We start from the raw sequence: 17,394 nt of genomic DNA, 5'->3' as shown, positions 1-17,394 counted from the left end.
GCGGCGGTCAACCGGCCTCCATGTTCACCCGTTTCTCGGCAAGCCCCATGAAGCCCACAGTGAAGAGGATGCGCACCACGTGGTGCAGGCTCACCATCGCGGGGTTCACGGCGAGGCTCAGCGCGATCACCGACATCTCGGTCACGCCACCCGGCGCGTAGGAGATCAGCAGCTGCAGGAACGGCAAGCCGGTCGCCCAGCCTAGCACCGTGGCGAAGCCCGCGCCGAGCGTCAGCATCCACGACACCGAGACCACGCTCAGCCAGACCGAGCGCCGAAGCATCGCGGCGTTCATGCCCGAGAAGCGCAGCCCCAGCGATACGCCGACCACCACCTGCGCCACCGCGATCAGCCAGAACGGCAGGTGCAGGTCCACGACGCCGCTCAGGGTCAGCGCGGCCGAAAGCAGCAGCGGGCCGGTGATCTGCCCGGCGGGCAGGCGCACGACCCGTGCGAGCCCGAGCCCGGCTGCGGCGGCAAGCGCGATCAGCGCCAGCGCCTCGGGGGTGACCGGCTGGCGCGCATCGGGGCCGAACCCCGCGGCACTGCCGACGGGGTGACCGAACCACAGCGACATGCCGGTCGGGATCACGGTGATGACGATGATGATGCGCAGGAACTGCTGCGCGGTCAGCAGCGGCAGGTCGGCGCCGGCGCGCTCGCCCATCACGAGGCTCTCCATCAGCCCGCCGGGTGTGCCGGCGTAGTAGGCGGTGGCGCGGCTGTAGCCTCCGAGCCGCCGGAAGATCAGGAAGTTGCCGCCGTGGGCCAGCGCGACGAAGACCGCAAGGGCCGAGAGCGTAAGGACCAGGTCCCCGGCCTCGGAGATCAGCTCGGGGCGCACCTGCGTGCCGATCATCACGCCGATGAGGCCGATGAAGAACGTCCGGAAGCGCATCGGGAAGCGGTAGTCGCGCAGTTGCCCGTGCTGGAACAGGCCGACCGCCAGCGCCGCGACGGCGAGACTGCCGAGCATGAAGGGCATCGGCAGATGCAGCGCCTGCGCCACCAGCCCGCCGGCGCCGCCGAGGGCGAGCAGCAGGGTGGTGAGGGCGATCATGCGGAGGGTCAGCGTTGTGCCGGGCATGGCGCGACCTAAGCCGATGCGCGGCAGATGTGCAACGTGCCGCGCTACCGGCACTTTCCGGGGGCCGGCTCCTGCCATAGATACGGGCACATGCAGCCCGCGCTCTTCATCGCCGCCGAGATCTACCGTGGTTCGAACTACGGCGCCCGGCACCCGCTTTCGATCGAACGGGTGCCGGCGGCGATGGATCTGACCCGGGCGCTCGGCCACCTGCCACGCGCCCTGTTCCGCACCAGCCCGCGCGCGCGACCGGCGGCGCTTACCGGGTTCCACACGCCGGACTACATCGCGGCCCTGCAGGCAGCGGAAGACGCCGGCACGGTGAGCGAGGAGACCCGCAAGCGGCACGGGCTCGGCACGCTGTCGAACCCGGTCTTCCCCGAGATGTTCCGCCGCCCCGCCACGGCGGTCGGTGGCGGGCTGCTGGCCGCCGAGCTGGTTATGTCGGGGCAGGTGCACGCGGTGCACAACATCGGCGGCGGCACCCACCACGCGCTTGCGGACGGTGCCAGCGGCTTCTGCTTCCTCAACGAGCCGGTGCTGACGATCCAGCATCTGCTGCGGCTCGGCGCGCGGCGTGTGGCTTACGTCGACATCGACGCGCACCACGGCGACGGTGTCGAGATCGCCTTTCACGGCTCCGAGCGGGTACGGGTGATCTCGGTGCACGAGGACCGGCGCTGGCCCTTCACCGGCGCGCTCGAGGACACCGGCGGCGGCGCGGCGTTCAACCTGCCGGTGCCGCGCGGCTTCAACGACAGCGAGTTCGCGCTGGCACTGGAAGAGGTCATTCTACCCGCCGTCGAAGGGTTCGCGCCCGACGCGGTGTTCCTGCAATGCGGCTCGGACGCGCTGACCGAGGATCCGCTGTCGCGGCTGGCGCTGTCGAACAACAGCCATATCCGGGCGGTTTCGGCGTTGCGGGCGCTGGCGCCCCGGCTGATCGTCTCGGGAGGCGGCGGCTACAACCCGTGGAGCGTGGCGCGCTGCTGGGCGGCGGTCTGGGCAACGCTGTCGGGGCAGGCGTTGCCCGAACGGCTGCCCGAGGCGGCGCGGGCGCATATGGCCTCGCTCGGCTGGAGCCGCAAGGGACGCCCCGAGCCCGTGCTGCTCGAGACGGTGCGTGATGCCCCGCGCGAAGGGCCTGTGCGCGATGAGCTGCGCGCCGCCGTAGCGGTGCTGCGAGAGCGGCTCTGAGGGCCTGACAGCATGGAAAAGCCCCCGAAGGACTTCGGGGGCTTTCTGTTCAAGCGCGTTCGACCGGGGCGTTACTCCACGGTGACCGATTTCGCGAGGTTGCGCGGCTGGTCTACGTCGGTGCCCTTGGCGACGGCGGCGTGGTAGGCGAGCATCTGTGCCGGCAGCGCGTAGAGCAGCGGCGCGAGCCGGTCGTCGACGGCGGGCATGGTGATCATCTGCCAGACATCTTCGCCCGCCTCGGCGGCGCCCGCCGGGTCGGTGATGAGACAGACCTTGCCGCCGCGCGCCATGACCTCCTGCATGTTCGACACGGTCTTGTCGAACAGCGCGTCATGCGGTGCCATGACGATCACCGGCACGGTCTTGTCGATCAGCGCAATGGGGCCATGCTTCAGCTCGCCGGACGCATAAGCCTCGGCGTGTATGTAGCTGATTTCCTTAAGTTTCAGAGCACCCTCGTAAGCGAGGGGATACATCATGCCGCGCCCCAGGAAGAGCACGTCGCGCGCCTCGGAAATGCGGATCGCGGCCTTCTCGATGGTCTGGTCGCGGTCGAGCGCGGCGTTGAAATGCCCGGGCAGCCCGCGCAGCTGGTCGAGCAGCGAGGCGACCTCGTCCGCGCTCATGGTGCCGCGCACCTTTGCCGCCTTGATGGCCAGCAGCAGCAGCACGTTGAGCTGGCAGGTGAAGGCCTTGGTCGAGGCGACGCCGATCTCGACACCGGCGTGAATGGGCAGTGCGAGGTCACTCTCGCGGGCGATGCTGCTGGTCTCGACGTTGACGACCGACACGATCCGGTCGGCCTTGCCCCGGCAGTAGCGCAGCGCCGCCAGCGTGTCGGCGGTCTCACCCGACTGGCTGACGAACAGGGACACGGTGCCCGGCAGGATCGGCGGCTCGCGGTAGCGGAATTCCGAGGCGATATCGACCTCGACCGGCAGGCGCGCCAGCTTCTCGAACCAGTATTTCGCCGTGAGACAGGCGTAATACGCGGTCCCGCAGGCGACCATGGTGAGCCGATCTATCTTCGTGAAATCAAGGCTTTCCGTCGGGATGTTGATGTCATCCCCGGCAAGGTAGGCGGTGAGCGCATCGGCAAGAACCGTCGGCTGTTCGGCGATCTCCTTGGCCATGAAGTGCTTGTAGCCTGCCTTGTCGACCCGGGCGGCGTCCATGCGGATGCGACGCATCTCGCGGCTGACCGGAGCATCGGCCTCGTCGAAGATCTCGGCGCCGGCGCGGGTGATGACGGCCCAGTCGCCCTCTTCGAGATAGGTGATGCGGTCGGTGAACGGCGCGAGCGCGATGGCGTCGGAGCCCACATACATCTCGGCGTCGCCATGGCCGATCGCCAGCGGCGAGCCCTTGCGCGCGACGATCATCAGGTCCTCTTCGCCTTCGAAAAGAAACGCCAGGGCAAAGGCGCCCTCGAGGCGGGCGAGCGTGGCTCGGGCGGCCTGCACCGGGGTCATGCCGCTGTCGAGATGATGCCGCGCGAGCATGGCGACGGTCTCGGTGTCGGTGTCGGTCTCGGGCGCGTGGCCCTCGGCGGCCAGCTCGTTGCGCAGCTCGCGGAAGTTCTCGATGATTCCGTTGTGCACCACGGCGACGGGACCGGAGCGGTGCGGGTGCGCGTTCTTCTCGTTGGGCGCCCCGTGGGTGGCCCAGCGGGTGTGGCCGATGCCGGCCTTTCCGGCCAGCGGATCGTGCACCAGCCGGTCGGACAGGTTGACGAGCTTGCCCACCGCGCGCCGCCGGTCGAGCTTGCCCGCGCCGTTGACGGTGGCGATGCCCGCGCTGTCGTAGCCGCGGTATTCGAGACGCTTCAGCGCCTCCACGAGGATGGGCGCCGCTTCATGCGTGCCCAGAACGCCGACAATTCCACACATGCCCGTTACCCCTTGGTCTGTTTTGCTTTTTTGGCACGCAGCACGTCGAAGAGCCGGGTTGCGAAACCGGCTTTCTCGACCTGCCTCGCGCGTCCCAGCGCCAGCGCACCGGGGGCCACATCCTCGGTGATGACCGAGCCCGAGCCGGTCATCGAGCCGTCGCCCAGCGTGACCGGCGCGACCAGCATGGTGTTCGAGCCGATGAAGGCGCCGCGACCGATGGTGGTGCGATGCTTGAACACGCCGTCGTAGTTGCAGGTGATCGTGCCGGCCCCGATGTTGGTGCCTTCGCCGATCTCGGCATCGCCGAGATAGCTCAGGTGGTTGGCCTTGGCGCCCTCGCCGAGATAAGCGTTCTTGATCTCGACGAAGTTGCCGACATGGGTGTCCTCGGCCAGCTCGGCGCCCGGGCGCAGCCGGGCGAAGGGCCCGACTGCCGCGCCGCGGCTGACGTGGCACCCCTCGAGATGGCTGAAGGCCCGGATGCGGGCGCCGCTCTCGATGGTGACGCCGGGGCCGAAGATGACGTTCGGCTCGATCTCGGTGTCGCGCCCGATGGTGGTGTCCCAGGCGGTGTAGACGGTCTCGGGGGCCTGCAGCGTGACCCCGTCGGCCATCAGCCGCATGCGGGCCGACTGCTGGAAGGCGGCCTCGGCTCCGGCAAGCTCGGCGCGCGAGTTGACGCCAAGCGTCTCGGTCTCGGCGCAGGGCACGACCCCCGCCGAAAGCCCGCGCGCGCGGGCGATCTCGACGATGTCGGGCAGGTAGTATTCGCCCGCCGCGTTGTCGTTCTCCACCGCTTCGATCAGCGCCATGAGCGTCTGTGCGTCAGCCGCGACAACGCCCGAATTGCAAAGCGTTATGGCGCGCTCTTCATCCGTCGCGTCCTTGTATTCGACGATGCGCAGAAGCGCGTCTCCCTCGGTCACGAGCCGACCGTAGCGGCCCGGGTCGGCGGCCTCGAAGCCCAGCACCACGACGTCGTGGTGGGCCCGCGCGCGGGCCATGGACTCGAGCGTGTCCTGGCTGATGAAGGGGGTGTCGCCGTAGAGCACGATGGCATCGCCGTCGAAGCCCTCGAGTTCCGGGCCAGCCTGCGCCACAGCGTGGGCGGTGCCGAGCTGCTCGCGCTGGATCACCACGTGCGTTTCGGGATCGTAGTCGCGCGCCGAGGCCGCGACCTGCTCTGCCTCGTGTCCGGCGACCACGATGGTCCGCGCGGGGTCGAGTGTCTGGCCGGCGCGCATGGCGTGCCAGAGCATCGGCGCGTGCGCGATGCGGTGAAGGACCTTGGGGAGATCTGACTCCATGCGGGTGCCCTTTCCCGCAGCAAGGATGATCAGGGCGATGCTCATGCGTTTCTCTTTGTGTTTGTTCTGCGCCCGTTTTATCGGGTCGGGTAACAGGGGCAAGGTCGCACGTATCACGTTGGATTTCGAGGTGTGACAGCAGAGGGGTGACGGCATGCGCACGGTGGTTTTCGATCTGGACGGAACGCTCGCGGACACGAGCGGCGACCTGATCGCCGCGGCGAACTGGTGTTTCGCGGAAATGGGCGCCTCCGTCCGGCTCGATCCCGAGGCCGACGCCGCGACGGCGTTCCGCGGCGCGCGGGCGATGCTGCGGCTGGGCCTGGGGCGTATGGGTCAGGCGGACGAGGAGACGGTCGAACGTTGGTATCCGCAGCTGCTGACTGCCTACGGCGAGGCCATCGACGTTCACACGGTGCTCTATCCGGGCGCGGTGGAGGCGGTCGAGGCGCTGCGCGAGGCCGGCAGCACCGTGTCGATCTGCACCAACAAACCCGAAGCGCTGGCCGAGACGCTGCTGTGCCGTCTGGGGGTGCGCGATCTGTTCGGCGCGCTCGTCGGGGCCGACACGCTGCCGGTGCGCAAGCCTGATCCCGCGCCCTACACCGAAGCGGTCGCCCGCGTCGGCGGGGCCGTGGGCCGCAGCCTGCTCGTCGGCGACACCGACACGGACCGCAAGACCGCAGCCGCCGTGGGCGCGCCCTGCATCCTCGTCAGCTTCGGCCCCGACGGCGAGGCCGTTCGTGACCTCGCGCCGGAAGGCGTCATCGGTCACTTCCGCGAGCTCGGGTCCGAGGTCGACCGGCTGCTCGGTTGAGGGCGGCGCCCGCCGCTGTCGGGCGGACAGTCCAAATGCCGCGTGCTTACAAGGCTCGCGGATTGACGCGCGCGGCAGGCAGGCGCATGAAGAGGCCATGACCGAGCGTTTCCAAGGCAGTTTCACCCAGCAGGAACCGATCCCCGGCGAGGGGATCGCCGCCGCCCTCGAGGTGCTGCGGCACGGGCGCCTGCACCGCTACAACGTGGCTGCGGGCGAACTCTCCGAGACCGCACTGCTCGAGCAGGAGTTCGCGCAGGCCACCGGCGCCCGCTATGCGCTGGCGGTGGCCTCGGGCGGCTACGCGCTCGGCTGCGCGCTGCGCGCCGTGGGCGTCGGGCCCGGAGACAAGGTCCTGACAAACGCCTTCACGCTGGCGCCGGTGCCGGGGGCCATCGCCTCGGTCGGGGCGACGCCGGTATTCGTGGGCGTGACCGAACGGCTGGTGATCGACCTCGACGACCTCGGGGAGCGTATCGCCGACAGTGGCGCGCGGGTGCTGATGCTCAGCCACATGCGCGGCCACATTTGCGACATGGACCGGTTGATGTCGCTCTGCGATGCCGCCGGCGTCACGGTGATCGAGGATTGCGCCCACACGATGGGGGCGGCGTGGAACGCCGTGCCCTCGGGCCGTCACGGCGCGGTCGGCTGCTATTCGACGCAGACCTACAAGCACATGAACTCGGGCGAGGGCGGCTTCCTCGTCACCGATGACGAGGAGATCGCCGCGCGGGCCGTGATCCTGTCGGGCTCCTACATGCTTTACGAGCGCCATCTCGCGGCGCCGGGGCCCGAGGTCTTCGAGCGGGTGAAATATCACACGCCGAACGTCTCTGGCCGCATGGACAACCTGCGCGCCGCGATCCTGCGCCCCCAGCTGCGCGCGCTCGACGCTCAGGTCGACCGGTGGAACGGGCTCTACCGGACGCTCGAGGCGGGCCTGCGCGACTGTCCCGGGCTCACGCTGGTCGACCGTGACCCGCGCGAGCGCTTTGTCGGCTCCTCCTTCCAGGCGCTGATGCTCGACTGGCCGGCGTCGGCGCTCGAGGCGCTGCTGGCGCGCTGTGCCGCGCGCGGGGTCGAGCTGAAATGGTTCGGCGCGCCCGAGCCGGTGGCCTTCACCTCGCGCTACGACTCCTGGCGCTATGCCCCGTGCGCGCCTATGGCCGCTACAGACCGCATCCTCGCGGGGCTGGTCGATCTGCGTCTGCCGCTTACCTTCTCGCACGACGATTGCGCGCAGATCGCCCGGATCATCCGCGCCGAGGTTTCGGCGGTGCATCAGCAGGGCGGCTGACAAGCCGGCCGGTGGTCGGATGAGACCTTGGGAGGAGGGCCGCGTACAACGCGCGCGTGATAGGAACGGAGCAGGGAGACAACCGCTATGACCAACGTCGACAGCATTCCGGAAACCGCGCTTGCATGGCACCGCGAAGGGCGCGGTGCCGTGCTCGCCACGGTGGTCGAGACATGGGGCTCGGCGCCCCGCCGCGTGGGCGCGCAGCTGGTGATTTCGGGCGACGCCGAGATCGAAGGCTCGGTGTCCGGCGGTTGCGTCGAGGGCGCGGTGATCGTCGAGGCGCTCGAAGCGCTGGACGCGGGCGCCGCGCGGTTGCTCGAGTTCGGCGTCTCCGACGACGATGCCTTCGCGGTGGGCCTCGCCTGCGGCGGCAGGATCCGCGTGATGGTCGAGCCGGTCGGCAAGGTCCTCCCCGAGGACATGCTCGCGGCGCTCTGCGAGGCCCGTGCCGCACGGCGCCCCGTGGCCTATGTCGTCGACACCGAGGGCGGCGCGCGCCGCCTCGACGAGACCGGCCACGAGACCCGGTTCCGCATGGATCGCTCCGGCTTCGAGGAAGACGGCCGCACCTTCGTCGCAATCCACAATCCGCCGCTGCGCCTGATTGTCGTGGGCGCGGTGCACATCGCCCAGGCGCTGGTGCCGATGGCCCGGATCGCCGGCTACGACCCGGTGATCGTCGACCCGCGCGAGACCTTCGGAGCCGAGGCCCGCTTCCCCGGCGAGACGGTCTCGAACGACTGGCCCGACGAGGCGGTGCAGAAGCTCGGCCTCGACACCCGCACCGCGCTGGTGCTGCTGACCCATGATCCCAAGATCGACGACCCGGCGCTCGAGCTTGCCCTGCGCGCGCCCTGTTTCTACATCGGCGCACTTGGCTCCCCCCGTACCCACGCCAAGCGGGTCGCGCGGATGCAGGAGGCCGGCTTCCTGCAGGCCGAGATCGACCGCATCCACGGTCCGATCGGGCTCGATATCGGCGCCGCCGGCCCCTCCGAGATTGCCGTCTCGATCCTCGCCGAGATTACGCGGGTGCTGAGGAAGGGCGCATGAAGTTCGGCCCCGTTCCGCTGAAGGATGCGGTCGGCGGGGTGCTGGCGCATTCGCTGCAACTGCCCTCCGGGCGGCTGCGCAAGGGGTTGATCATCGCGCCCGAACATCTCGACCAGCTCGCCGCGGCAGAGCTCGACGAGATCGTCGTCGCCCGGCTCGAGCCCGGCGACTTGGCCGAGGACGCCGCTGCCGAACGTCTGGCCCGCGCGCTGCTCCCCGAGCCCGAGGCCGCGGGCCTGCGCATTGGCCGGGCGGCCACCGGACGGGTGAACCTGCACGCCACCGGCACCGGCGTGCTCGAGGTCGACGCGGCCCGCATCGACGCGGTGAACGCCATCCACCCGATGATCACCGTGGCCACGCTGCGCCCCTACCAGGCGGTCGCGGCGCGCAGCATGGCGGCGACGATCAAGATCATCTCCTACGCGGTGCCGGGCGAGGCGCTCGATGCCGCCTGCGCCGAGGCCGGCGGCGCGCTGCGCCTGCGCCCCGTGCGGGCCCGCACCGCCACCCTCATCGAGACCACCATCGGCAAGCCGCCGTCGCCCAAGGGCCACCGGGCGATGCGGGGGCGGTTGCAGCGCATGGGGGTCGAGCTCGGTGATCCGGTTGTCGTCCCGCACGAGACCGCGCCGCTCGCCGCCGCGATCGGCAATGCCACCTCCGACGTGGTGCTGGTGCTCACCGGCTCGGCCACCTCCGACCTGCACGACACCGCCCCCGAGGCGCTGCGTGCGGCGGGCGGCCACGTCACCCATTTCGGCATGCCGGTCGATCCCGGCAACCTGCTGTTCTTCGGTGCGCTGGGGGCGCGGCCGGTCATCGGCCTGCCGGGCTGCGCGCGCTCGCCGGCGCTCAACGGCGCCGACTGGGTCCTCGAGCGGATTCTCTGCGGGGTCGAGGTCACGCCGGGCGACATCATGGGCATGGGCGTGGGCGGCCTCCTGAAAGAGCCTCCCTCGCGCCCGCGCCCCCGCGAGGGCTGAGCGCAACCGCCAGCCAGGGGCCTCGGCAGGCGTTTCTTCTGGCCCCAAATATCCCGGGGGAGTCGCGCAGCGACGGGGGCAGCGCCCCCGAAAGATCCCGCCCTCGCAAGAGGCGCGGTGCCGGGTCTCCCAACCGACACATCTCAAGGCTCCAAAAAGAAAACCCGCCGGCGAAGCGGCGGGTTCGGTAATCGTGTCCGGTGACGAAAGGCCCGGGCTTACTTGGCGACGGGGCCGATCATCATGATCATCTGGCGGCCTTCCATCTTGGGCATGTTCTCGACCTTGCCCAGTTCCTTCACGTCTTCGGCGACGCGCTCGAGCAGCTCGCGCCCGAGGTTCTGGTGCGCCATCTCGCGGCCGCGGAAGCGCAGGGTGATCTTCACCTTGTCGCCCTTTTCGAGAAACTTCAGCACGTTGCGCATCTTCACATCGTAGTCATGCGTGTCCGTGCCGGGACGGAACTTGACCTCTTTGACCTCGATGATCTTCTGCTTCTTCTTCGCCTCGGACTCGCGCTTCTGCTGCTCGTACTTGAACTTGCCGAAATCCATGATCTTGCAGACAGGCGGGTTCGCGTTGGGCGAGATCTCGACGAGATCGAGCCCCGCCTGCTCGGCAAGCTCCATGGCACGCCGGGGCGTTTGGACGCCGAGGTTCTCGCCTTCGGCGCCGATCAGACGAATTTCCGGGGCCCGGATACGGTCGTTGACTCGGGGGCCGGTGTCGCGCGTGGGAGGCGCGTTGTGAGGTCTGCGGGCTATGGTATCGGTCCTTATTCCGTGAATGCTTTGAGCGTGCAAAATAAACTTGCAACGGCCCTGTTTCAAGCGCCAAATCCGCACCTGCAAGGGTCGATTTCCGTTGCCCGGCTGTTACGGAGCGGTTGACCGGCCGCTGACGGAGACCTGTCCGGGGCGGGCAGGCCAAAAGGTCGCGCGCTTTCGTGCAAAGCCGATATTGCGCCGAATCCACCGACCACGTTAAATCATGCAACCAGTTTCGAACATGGGGTGCCCGGGCGTGATGAGAAACGTCAAAAGACAACTTGTCTTCGTCCTGTCGCTGGCAGGAGCCTTCTGGATGCTGCTGGTGATTGCGGGCTGGCTGACGGATGATCAGACCTTGGTCCGGAATGGTGAAAACCAGTATGGCACCGTTCCGTCGACCGCCCTCTGCATCGGGCTGCTTTTCCTTGGCCTCGGTCTGACAACCCGGTCATGGCACAGGGCCCGGCCCGTCGCCATCGGAGCGGCGTTGACGGCCGCCGCCGTGGCCATGGGAAGCCAGATGCTGCTGCAGGTCGCCGCAGAGGGGCTCGATGATCCTGTTGCACTATCGTCGCGGGATTTCATGTCGCCGGCAACGAGCGTCGGGATCATGTTTGCGTCACTGACGCTGATGCTCAGCCTCGGGCCCGCGAGCCGCGCTGCTGGCTGCCTGCTGGCCGTGCTCGGCCTGTCCGTCTTCGTCGGGATCAGCCTTCTCAATCCCTTCGTCGTCGGGTCCATCTTCAACCTGCCGGGCTTGCAGGGGATGTCGTTCTACACCGCCGTCGCTCTCAGCATGTTCTTCCTGAACCAGCTGCTCTGGATCGATGCGCATCCCGCCGACGCCGCCCTGGAGGCCTGAGCCGGCGCCTTCCGTCGCGGTGCCCGGTCGCACGCGCAGGACCGGCCCGCGGCGCAACCGGCAGATCCCATGAAGAAAGAAAGGCCCGCACCGGGGGTGCGGGCCTTTCTCATCGCGTGTGGGTCCACGAGGGTCTCAGTCGAGAAAGGCTTTCTCGACCACGTATTGCTTGGGATCCGAGTTCGCACCTTCCTCGAGCCCGTAGCCTTCGAGCATTTCCTTGAGCTCGAGGTTGAAGGCGAGGTTGCCGCAGATCATCGCGCGGTCGGTCTCGGGGTTGATCGGCGCGACGCCGAGATCCTCGAAGGCCTCGCCCGAGCGCATCAGGTCGGTGATCCGCCCCATCTTCGCGCTCTCTTCGCGCGTGGTGGTGGGGTAGTACTTGATCTTCTTCCAGAAGCCCTCGCCGATCACCTCGTTGAGCAGCTCGTCGGTCTTGAGGCTCTCGATCAGATCGGCGCCATACTGCAGCTCGCCGGCTTCGCGGCAGGTGTGGGTGATGATGATCTCGTCGTAATCCTCGTAAGTCTGCGGCTCGCGCAGCAGCGAGGCGAAGGGCGCGAAACCGGTGCCGGTGGAGAAGAACCAGATCCGTTTGCCGGGCAGAAGCGCGTCATGCACCAGCGTGCCGACGGGCTTGGGCCGCAGGATGATCTGGTCGCCGGGCTGGATGTGCTGCAGCTTCGAGGTCAGCGGGCCGTCCTGCACCTTGATCGAGTAGAACTCGAGCTCCTCGTCCCAGGAGGGCGAAGCGATGGAGTAGGCGCGCAGCAGCGGCTTCTGCTTGCCGGTGTCGGGGTTCGGATCGCCCATCAGGCCGATCATCACGAACTCGCCCGAGCGGAAGCGCAGGCTCGCGGGCCGGGTCACGCGGAACGAGAACAGGCGGTCGGTCCAGTGCTTGACCTCGGTCACGGTCTGGGCGTCGGGCAGCACCATCTTCTTGGGCGCGTCGGCTTGGGTCGCTTGGGTGTCGGTCACGGGGCTCATCTCGGTCATGGCTGATCTCATCGGGTTCCGCCGGTCGTGCATACCGCAGAATTCGTTTGTAGACAAACGAAACCCGAGTCCCTTTCTAGAGCGTCATTGGTAGAATTGAAAGATGACTCAACCGCGCAGGCGGCTCTGGTAGTCGTGCTGCTGCCAATTCGCGCGGAACAGCCAGTCTTCCTCGGGCTGCCGGGCGGCAAGCTCGTCGGAAATCTCGACCTCGTCGAAGCCCGCGCGCCGCGCCATCGCATACTGGTCGGCGATCACGTGGCCCTTGGCACGCAGCCGGCCGCGGTAGCCGCGCAGGCGCAGCAGCCGCGCCAGCGTGAAGCCGCGCCCGTCGGAGAAGCTCGGGAAGTCGATCCGGACCATCTCGACCTGCGGCGCTATCTCCAGCGCGGCGGGATCGGTGTCGGAGGCCAGGTCGAGCGCGCTCGCGCTCTCGTAGCCCTGCGTCCAGTCGTCGGCCGTGAAGCCCTTGTCGGTCACGAGGATGCTCATGTGCTCGGTCCTTGTCTCACCATGCGGCCATTGACGAAATGGATGCCGCATTCCTCTTTCTGTTCGCCGCGCCAGCGACCGGCGCGGGGATCTTCGCCCGGCTTCACCGGCGAGGTGCACGGCGCGCAGCCGATGGACGGGTAGCCCCTGGACACCAGCGGATGCCGGGGCAGGCGGTTCTCGTCCATGTAGGCGCGCACGTCCTCGGGGGCCCAGTGCGCGAGCGGGTTCACCTTGATCCGGCCGGTCTCGTCCTCGAGCTCGAAGAACTCGAGCGCGGCACGGGTCGACGACTGGAAGCGCTTGCGGCCGGTGATCCAGCCGTCGTAGCCGTCGAGCGCCTGCTCGAGCGGCAGCGTCTTGCGCAGCGCGCAGCAGGCGTCGGTGCTGCGCTGGCGCAGGTCGTCGTCCGGGTCCTGGGCGTTCAGCACCGCCTCGTCGGTGCGGATCACCCGCACGTTCTCGAGGTGCAGCCGCTCGGCCACGTCCTGCTGGTAGGCCAGCGTCTCGGCGAAGAGCAGACGCGTGTCGATGAACAGCACCGGAGTCTTGCGGTCGATCATCGCCACGAGGTGCAGCAGCGCCACCGACTCGGCCCCGAAGGACGAGACCAGCGCGATGTTGCCGGCCTCGGGGTCGCGCAGCGCGCCCTCGAGCACCGACACGGCCCCGTGGTGACGGTAGCGTGTGTTCAGCGCATCGACGCGGGCGCGCAGGTCCGCAAGCTCCGCAGCGCTGCGCGCCGGGCTTCCGCCAGCGGCCGTATTTGCGGAAAGTTGAAAGGTCATGCGTCTAGGCTGCCCTTGCTTTTTTTCCGGCCTCCTCGCCGTAGAGCGCCGTCTTGAAGGGCGCCATACCGAGGCGTCGGTAGGTCTGCAGGAACGTCTCCTCGGGGCTTTCGCGATGCTCGAGGTAGGCGCTGACGATGCGTTCGATGGCGGGCACGATCTCCTCGGCCGAGAAGCCGGGCCCGGTGCGGGTGCCAAGGCTCGCGGTCTCGGTGGCGTCGCCGCCCAGCGTGATCTGGTAGTTCTCCACGCCCGCGCGGTCGAGGCCGAGAATGCCGATGTGGCCCACGTGGTGGTGGCCGCAGGCGTTGATGCAGCCCGAGATCTTGATCTTCAGCTCGCCGATGTCCTTCTCGGTCTTCAGCTCGTCGAAGCGGGTGGCGATCTCCTGCGCGATCGGGATCGAGCGGGCCGTGGCCAGCGCGCAGTAATCCATGCCCGGGCATGCGATGATGTCCGAGATCATGCCGATGTTCGCGGTGGCGAGCCCGTTGGCCTTGAGGATCTTGTGGATCGCCGGCAGGTCCGACTTGTGGACGTGCGGCAGCACCACGTTCTGCTCGTGACTGATGCGCAGCTCGTCGTGGCCGAAGCGGCGCGCGATGTCGGCCATCACGCGCATCTGGTCGGCGGTCGCGTCGCCGGGGGTTTCGCCATGCGCCTTCAGGCTGATCTGCGCGATGGCATATCCGTCCACCTTGTGCGCGGTCAGGTTGCTGTCGGCCCAGGCCTGGAAGACCGGGTCGGTCGCGTAGGCCGCGTCGAAGACATCCGTGGGCGCGTTGCGGAACGCCGGCGGCGCGAACTGCGCCTTGATCTCCTCGAAGAGCGCGAGGTCGGCACCGTTGAACGCCTGCTTGGTCTCTTCGAAGCGGGTCTCGACCAGCGAGCGGATCTCGTCGATGCCGTGCTCGTGCACGGTGATCTTGATCCGCGCCTTGTACTTGTTGTCGCGACGGCCGAGCAGGTTCCACACCGAGACGGTTGCCTCGACGAAGGGCAGCAGGTCGTCCTGCGGCACGAAGCTCGCGAGCTCCTTGCCGATCATCGGCGTGCGGCCAAGTCCGCCGCCCACCAGCACGCGGTAGCCGATCTGGCCGTTCTTCTCGACGACCTGGATGCCGATGTCATGCGCCTTGATGACGGCGCGGTCGTTCTCGGCACCGGTGACGGCGATCTTGAACTTGCGCGGCAGGAACTGGAACTCCGGGTGGTCGGTGGACCACTGGCGCAGCAGCTCGGCCACGGGGCGCGGATCGGCGACCTCGTCGGCGGCGGCACCGGCGAAATGGTCGGCAGTCACGTTGCGGATCGTGTTGCCCGAGGTCTGGATGGCATGCATCCCCACCTCGGCCAGCGCGTCGAGCATGTCGGGGATATCGCGCAGCTCGGGCCAGTTGTACTGGATGTTCTGGCGCGTGGTGAAATGGCCGTAGCCCTTGTCCCACTTCTCGGCCAGCAGCGCGAGCTGGTCCATCTGCGCGCTGTTCAGGGTGCCATAGGGCACGGCGACGCGCAGCATGTAGGCGTGCAGCTGCAGGTAGAGCCCGTTCATCAGGCGCAGCGGCTTGAATTCATCCTCGGTCAGATGGCCGGCGATGCGGCGTTCGACCTGCTGGCGGAACTGACGGTTGCGCTCGGCCACGAAGGCGGCGTCGAAGTCGTTGTAGCGATACATCTGGTCTTGTCTCCCGCAAATCCGCGTGGGGAATTTGCAAATCTTTCCGAGTGGGGTCTGCGCCGCTCAGGCGGTTTCCTGTTTGCCGTGGGCGTAGTTCGAGGGGCCCTTGGCCCGGAACGCCTCGCGGAAATGGGTGGGCTCGGGGCCCGCGTCGGTGGGCGCGACATCGGCGAGGTAGACGCCGACCGCCTCGGCGCTGCGCGCCTGTGCGGCGAGCAGGCGAACCTGCGCGACGGCCTCGTCGGTGAGCACTTCCGCCTCTTCGAGGCTGCGGACCCAGCGGTCGTCGGCGGCAAGGTAGATGACGTCACCCTCGAGCAACGCGTTGGCGGTGACGACTTTGGGTGTGAAGGCTTTGGGCATCAGGAGGTCTCCTGTCTTGCGTGCATTACCGCGCTGCGGCGTGTTCGGTGGCGCCACGGGCCGCGGCCTCGGCGGCGATGCGGCTTGCGACGCTCGCCTGAGGGGCGAGGCCGAGCAGCAGCACGGCGGGACCGTCGAGCGCGGCCGCGTCGAGATCGGCGGCCAGCGTGGCGAGCGTGGCGGGCAGGTGACGCTCGTCGGCGCGCGAGGCGTTCTCGACGACCGTCACCGGGGTGTCGGGGTGGGCGCCGTGCATCATCAGGCGGCCCTGCAGGAAGCGCGCGGCGCGCTTGCCCATGTAGATGGCGGCGACGGCACCGGGGCGGGCCAGCGTGCGCCAGTCCTGCTCGGCGAAGCCCTTCACGTCATGGCCGGTCAGCAGGCGCAGGTCGCTGTTGCGCCCGCGCTTGGTGAGCGAGACGCCCATGCCGGCCGCCGCGGCCGATGCGGCCGTCAGCCCGGGGGTGACGTGATAGGGAATGCCCGCGGCTTCCAGCGCCTGGGTTTCCTCGTCGAGCCGCCCGAAGATGCCGGGATCGCCAGACTTGAGCCGCACGACGCGGGCTCCGCCCAGCGCGTGCTCGATGATGAGGGCGTTGATCTCGTCCTGCTTCATCGAGGGGCCGAAGCCGCGCTTGCCGACCGGCACGAGCCGTGCGCTGTCGCCGGCCACGGCGAGGATGTCGGCGGGCACCAGCGCGTCGTGCAGGATCACGTCGGCACATTCCATCATCCGAACCGCCCGCATGGTGAGAAGCTCGGGGTCGCCGGGACCGGCGCCGACGAAGGCCACATGGCCCTGGCTCAGGAGGATGGGGGATCGTGCCATTGGGGGCAGCTCCGGTGTGGGTGAGTGTCCTCATGAATATAGAACGTTGTCCCCCTTTCTCGCTAGCCGGGGGCTTTCATTAAGACATTTGTTCCACCCCGGAGCCGTGGTATGGAACATCGTCTACGTGAGGCAGGATTAGGGGAAAACCGATGCAGCTCGACGCCACCGACCGGAAAATCCTTCGCGAACTGCAGCGCGACGCGGGACGTTCGCTCGACGAGATCGCCCGTGCCGTGGGGTCATCCAAGACCCCGGTCTGGAACCGGATTCGCAAGATGCGCGAGGCCGAGGTGATCGGTCCGCAGATCGTGGTGGCCGATCCCGACAAGCTCGGCTTCGAGGCCTGCTTCTTCGTGCTGATCCGCACCTCCGAGCACGATTCCGACTGGCAGACAAGGTTCCTGCACGCGGTGCGCTCGCGTCCCGAGGTGCTCGAGGCGCACAGGCTCGCCGGGGATATCGACTACATCCTCAAGGTGCGCGTGGCGAACGCCCGGGCCTACGATGTCTTCTACCAGGCGCTCATCTCGGAGGTGAAGGTGCACAACGTGACGGCACTGCTGTCCATGGAAGAGATCAAGGCGACCACGGCGCTGCCGGTCTGAGGCGTCAGCTTTCTTTGGTGCATTGTCGCGCCCGGTGGCATCGGGCAGGATGCGGCGCATGACCGAGACGAAAGACAAACCACGCGTGAGCATCACCTACTGCACCGGCTGCAACTGGCTGTTGCGGGCCGGATGGATGGCACAGGAACTGTTGCAGACCTTCGGAGAGGCGCTGGGCGGCGTGACGCTGGTGCCCGGTTACGGGGGTGTCTACGAGATTTCCGTCGACGGCACGCTCCTGTGGGAACGCAAGCGCGACGGCGGTTTTCCAGAGCCCAAGGAGATCAAGCAGCGGTTGCGCGACGTAATCGAACCAGAGCGCGACCTCGGGCATTCCGACCGCAAGAGCTGAGCACG

18 protein-coding genes are annotated in these 17,394 nt (G+C 68.2%); 8 read left to right on the top strand and 10 right to left on the bottom strand.

Annotated elements, in window-relative coordinates:
* Positions 1-7: 7 nt before the first annotated feature.
* Positions 8-1,087: an AbrB family transcriptional regulator gene (locus D6860_RS12735; RefSeq protein WP_076624860.1), complete on the bottom strand. Its 1,080-nt coding sequence runs from the start codon at positions 1,085-1,087 to the stop codon at positions 8-10.
* A 90-nt stretch (positions 1,088-1,177) separates the two neighbouring features.
* Between D6860_RS12735 and D6860_RS12730 the strand changes: the two genes are divergently transcribed.
* Positions 1,178-2,284: an acetoin utilization protein AcuC gene (locus D6860_RS12730; protein ID WP_076624859.1), complete on the top strand. Its 1,107-nt coding sequence runs from the start codon at positions 1,178-1,180 to the stop codon at positions 2,282-2,284.
* Positions 2,285-2,355: 71 nt separating this feature from the next.
* On the opposite strand, the gene glmS is transcribed toward D6860_RS12730, so the two are convergent.
* Both glmS and glmU read right to left on the bottom strand, forming a co-directional pair.
* On the bottom strand, positions 2,356-4,176 hold the full coding sequence (gene glmS, locus D6860_RS12725) for a glutamine--fructose-6-phosphate transaminase (isomerizing) (RefSeq protein WP_076624858.1): 1,821 nt from the start codon (positions 4,174-4,176) through the stop codon (positions 2,356-2,358).
* 5 nt (positions 4,177-4,181) lie between these two features.
* Positions 4,182-5,531 carry a bifunctional UDP-N-acetylglucosamine diphosphorylase/glucosamine-1-phosphate N-acetyltransferase GlmU gene (gene glmU / locus D6860_RS12720; protein WP_076624857.1) on the bottom strand — a complete coding sequence of 450 codons (1,350 nt, stop codon included), beginning with the start codon at positions 5,529-5,531 and terminating at the stop codon, positions 4,182-4,184.
* Between the two features lie 109 nt (positions 5,532-5,640).
* On the opposite strand from glmU, the gene D6860_RS12715 reads away from it, so the two are divergent.
* From D6860_RS12715 to D6860_RS12700, 4 genes are all read left to right on the top strand, one after another.
* A complete protein-coding gene (locus D6860_RS12715) occupies positions 5,641-6,303 on the top strand; it encodes an HAD family hydrolase (RefSeq protein WP_017469731.1) in 663 nt (220 codons plus the stop codon).
* A 97-nt stretch (positions 6,304-6,400) separates the two neighbouring features.
* Positions 6,401-7,603, top strand: coding sequence for a DegT/DnrJ/EryC1/StrS family aminotransferase (locus D6860_RS12710; RefSeq protein WP_076624856.1), 1,203 nt, complete (start codon positions 6,401-6,403; stop codon positions 7,601-7,603).
* Positions 7,604-7,690: 87 nt separating this feature from the next.
* On the top strand, positions 7,691-8,659 hold the full coding sequence (locus D6860_RS12705; protein WP_017469475.1) for an XdhC family protein: 969 nt from the start codon (positions 7,691-7,693) through the stop codon (positions 8,657-8,659).
* Complete coding sequence (locus tag D6860_RS12700; RefSeq protein ID WP_076624855.1) at positions 8,656-9,645, top strand: molybdopterin-binding protein; 990 nt, start codon at positions 8,656-8,658, stop codon at positions 9,643-9,645. The genes D6860_RS12705 and D6860_RS12700 overlap by 4 nt, the downstream gene beginning before the upstream one ends.
* Before the next feature lie 218 nt (positions 9,646-9,863).
* On the opposite strand, the gene infC is transcribed toward D6860_RS12700, so the two are convergent.
* A complete protein-coding gene (infC, locus tag D6860_RS12695) occupies positions 9,864-10,409 on the bottom strand; it encodes a translation initiation factor IF-3 (RefSeq protein WP_093411976.1) in 546 nt (181 codons plus the stop codon).
* A 319-nt stretch (positions 10,410-10,728) separates the two neighbouring features.
* Here infC and D6860_RS12690 point away from each other — a divergent pair, with 319 nt between their 5' ends.
* A complete protein-coding gene (locus tag D6860_RS12690) occupies positions 10,729-11,277 on the top strand; it encodes a hypothetical protein (protein WP_076624854.1) in 549 nt (182 codons plus the stop codon).
* 135 nt (positions 11,278-11,412) lie between these two features.
* Here the strand turns inward: D6860_RS12690 and D6860_RS12685 are convergent, their stop codons facing one another.
* From D6860_RS12685 to cobA, 6 genes are all read right to left on the bottom strand, one after another.
* The gene (locus D6860_RS12685; protein ID WP_076624853.1) at positions 11,413-12,276 is read right to left on the bottom strand and encodes a ferredoxin--NADP reductase; all 864 of its coding nucleotides are present in this window, start codon (positions 12,274-12,276) and stop codon (positions 11,413-11,415) included.
* Positions 12,277-12,384: 108 nt separating this feature from the next.
* Positions 12,385-12,768, bottom strand: a complete 384-nt coding sequence (locus D6860_RS12680; RefSeq protein ID WP_017468108.1) for a DUF934 domain-containing protein — start codon at positions 12,766-12,768, stop codon at positions 12,385-12,387.
* A complete protein-coding gene (locus D6860_RS12675) occupies positions 12,765-13,556 on the bottom strand; it encodes a phosphoadenylyl-sulfate reductase (protein ID WP_083697891.1) in 792 nt (263 codons plus the stop codon). Before D6860_RS12675 ends, D6860_RS12680 begins: the two co-directional genes overlap by 4 nt.
* Before the next feature lie 4 nt (positions 13,557-13,560).
* Positions 13,561-15,234, bottom strand: coding sequence for a nitrite/sulfite reductase (locus D6860_RS12670; protein WP_076624852.1), 1,674 nt, complete (start codon positions 15,232-15,234; stop codon positions 13,561-13,563).
* Between the two features lie 66 nt (positions 15,235-15,300).
* Entirely contained in the window at positions 15,301-15,600 is a 300-nt protein-coding gene (locus tag D6860_RS12665) for a DUF2849 domain-containing protein (RefSeq protein ID WP_076624851.1), read from the bottom strand.
* 25 nt (positions 15,601-15,625) lie between these two features.
* A complete protein-coding gene (gene cobA, locus D6860_RS12660; RefSeq protein ID WP_076624850.1) occupies positions 15,626-16,429 on the bottom strand; it encodes a uroporphyrinogen-III C-methyltransferase in 804 nt (267 codons plus the stop codon).
* A 152-nt stretch (positions 16,430-16,581) separates the two neighbouring features.
* Between cobA and D6860_RS12655 the strand changes: the two genes are divergently transcribed.
* Both D6860_RS12655 and D6860_RS12650 read left to right on the top strand, forming a co-directional pair.
* On the top strand, positions 16,582-17,037 hold the full coding sequence (locus D6860_RS12655) for an Lrp/AsnC family transcriptional regulator (protein ID WP_076624849.1): 456 nt from the start codon (positions 16,582-16,584) through the stop codon (positions 17,035-17,037).
* Between the two features lie 58 nt (positions 17,038-17,095).
* Complete coding sequence (locus tag D6860_RS12650) at positions 17,096-17,389, top strand: Rdx family protein (RefSeq protein WP_017468391.1); 294 nt, start codon at positions 17,096-17,098, stop codon at positions 17,387-17,389.
* Positions 17,390-17,394 lie beyond the last annotated feature (5 nt).

Origin of the sequence: Salipiger sp. D13 (assembly GCF_003703915.1) — a bacterium.
GTDB classification, from domain to species: domain Bacteria; phylum Pseudomonadota; class Alphaproteobacteria; order Rhodobacterales; family Rhodobacteraceae; genus Salipiger; species Salipiger profundus.
The sequence above is the reverse complement of the archived record's forward strand: the minus strand, read 5'-3'. Positions and strand labels throughout refer to the sequence as shown.

Coding starts and splice junctions, on each gene's coding strand:
- D6860_RS12665 (WP_076624851.1), bottom strand. CDS start 15,600: ATGCCCAAAGCCTTCACACCCAAAGTCGTCACCGCCAACGCGTTGCTC.
- D6860_RS12710 (WP_076624856.1), top strand. CDS start 6,401: ATGACCGAGCGTTTCCAAGGCAGTTTCACCCAGCAGGAACCGATCCCC.
- D6860_RS12650 (WP_017468391.1), top strand. CDS start 17,096: ATGACCGAGACGAAAGACAAACCACGCGTGAGCATCACCTACTGCACC.
- D6860_RS12690 (WP_076624854.1), top strand. CDS start 10,729: ATGCTGCTGGTGATTGCGGGCTGGCTGACGGATGATCAGACCTTGGTC.
- D6860_RS12680 (WP_017468108.1), bottom strand. CDS start 12,768: ATGAGCATCCTCGTGACCGACAAGGGCTTCACGGCCGACGACTGGACG.
- D6860_RS12715 (WP_017469731.1), top strand. CDS start 5,641: ATGCGCACGGTGGTTTTCGATCTGGACGGAACGCTCGCGGACACGAGC.
- D6860_RS12685 (WP_076624853.1), bottom strand. CDS start 12,276: ATGACCGAGATGAGCCCCGTGACCGACACCCAAGCGACCCAAGCCGAC.
- D6860_RS12675 (WP_083697891.1), bottom strand. CDS start 13,556: ATGACCTTTCAACTTTCCGCAAATACGGCCGCTGGCGGAAGCCCGGCG.
- D6860_RS12700 (WP_076624855.1), top strand. CDS start 8,656: ATGAAGTTCGGCCCCGTTCCGCTGAAGGATGCGGTCGGCGGGGTGCTG.
- cobA (WP_076624850.1), bottom strand. CDS start 16,429: ATGGCACGATCCCCCATCCTCCTGAGCCAGGGCCATGTGGCCTTCGTC.
- D6860_RS12730 (WP_076624859.1), top strand. CDS start 1,178: ATGCAGCCCGCGCTCTTCATCGCCGCCGAGATCTACCGTGGTTCGAAC.
- D6860_RS12670 (WP_076624852.1), bottom strand. CDS start 15,234: ATGTATCGCTACAACGACTTCGACGCCGCCTTCGTGGCCGAGCGCAAC.
- D6860_RS12655 (WP_076624849.1), top strand. CDS start 16,582: ATGCAGCTCGACGCCACCGACCGGAAAATCCTTCGCGAACTGCAGCGC.
- D6860_RS12735 (WP_076624860.1), bottom strand. CDS start 1,087: ATGCCCGGCACAACGCTGACCCTCCGCATGATCGCCCTCACCACCCTG.
- glmU (WP_076624857.1), bottom strand. CDS start 5,531: ATGAGCATCGCCCTGATCATCCTTGCTGCGGGAAAGGGCACCCGCATG.
- D6860_RS12705 (WP_017469475.1), top strand. CDS start 7,691: ATGACCAACGTCGACAGCATTCCGGAAACCGCGCTTGCATGGCACCGC.
- glmS (WP_076624858.1), bottom strand. CDS start 4,176: ATGTGTGGAATTGTCGGCGTTCTGGGCACGCATGAAGCGGCGCCCATC.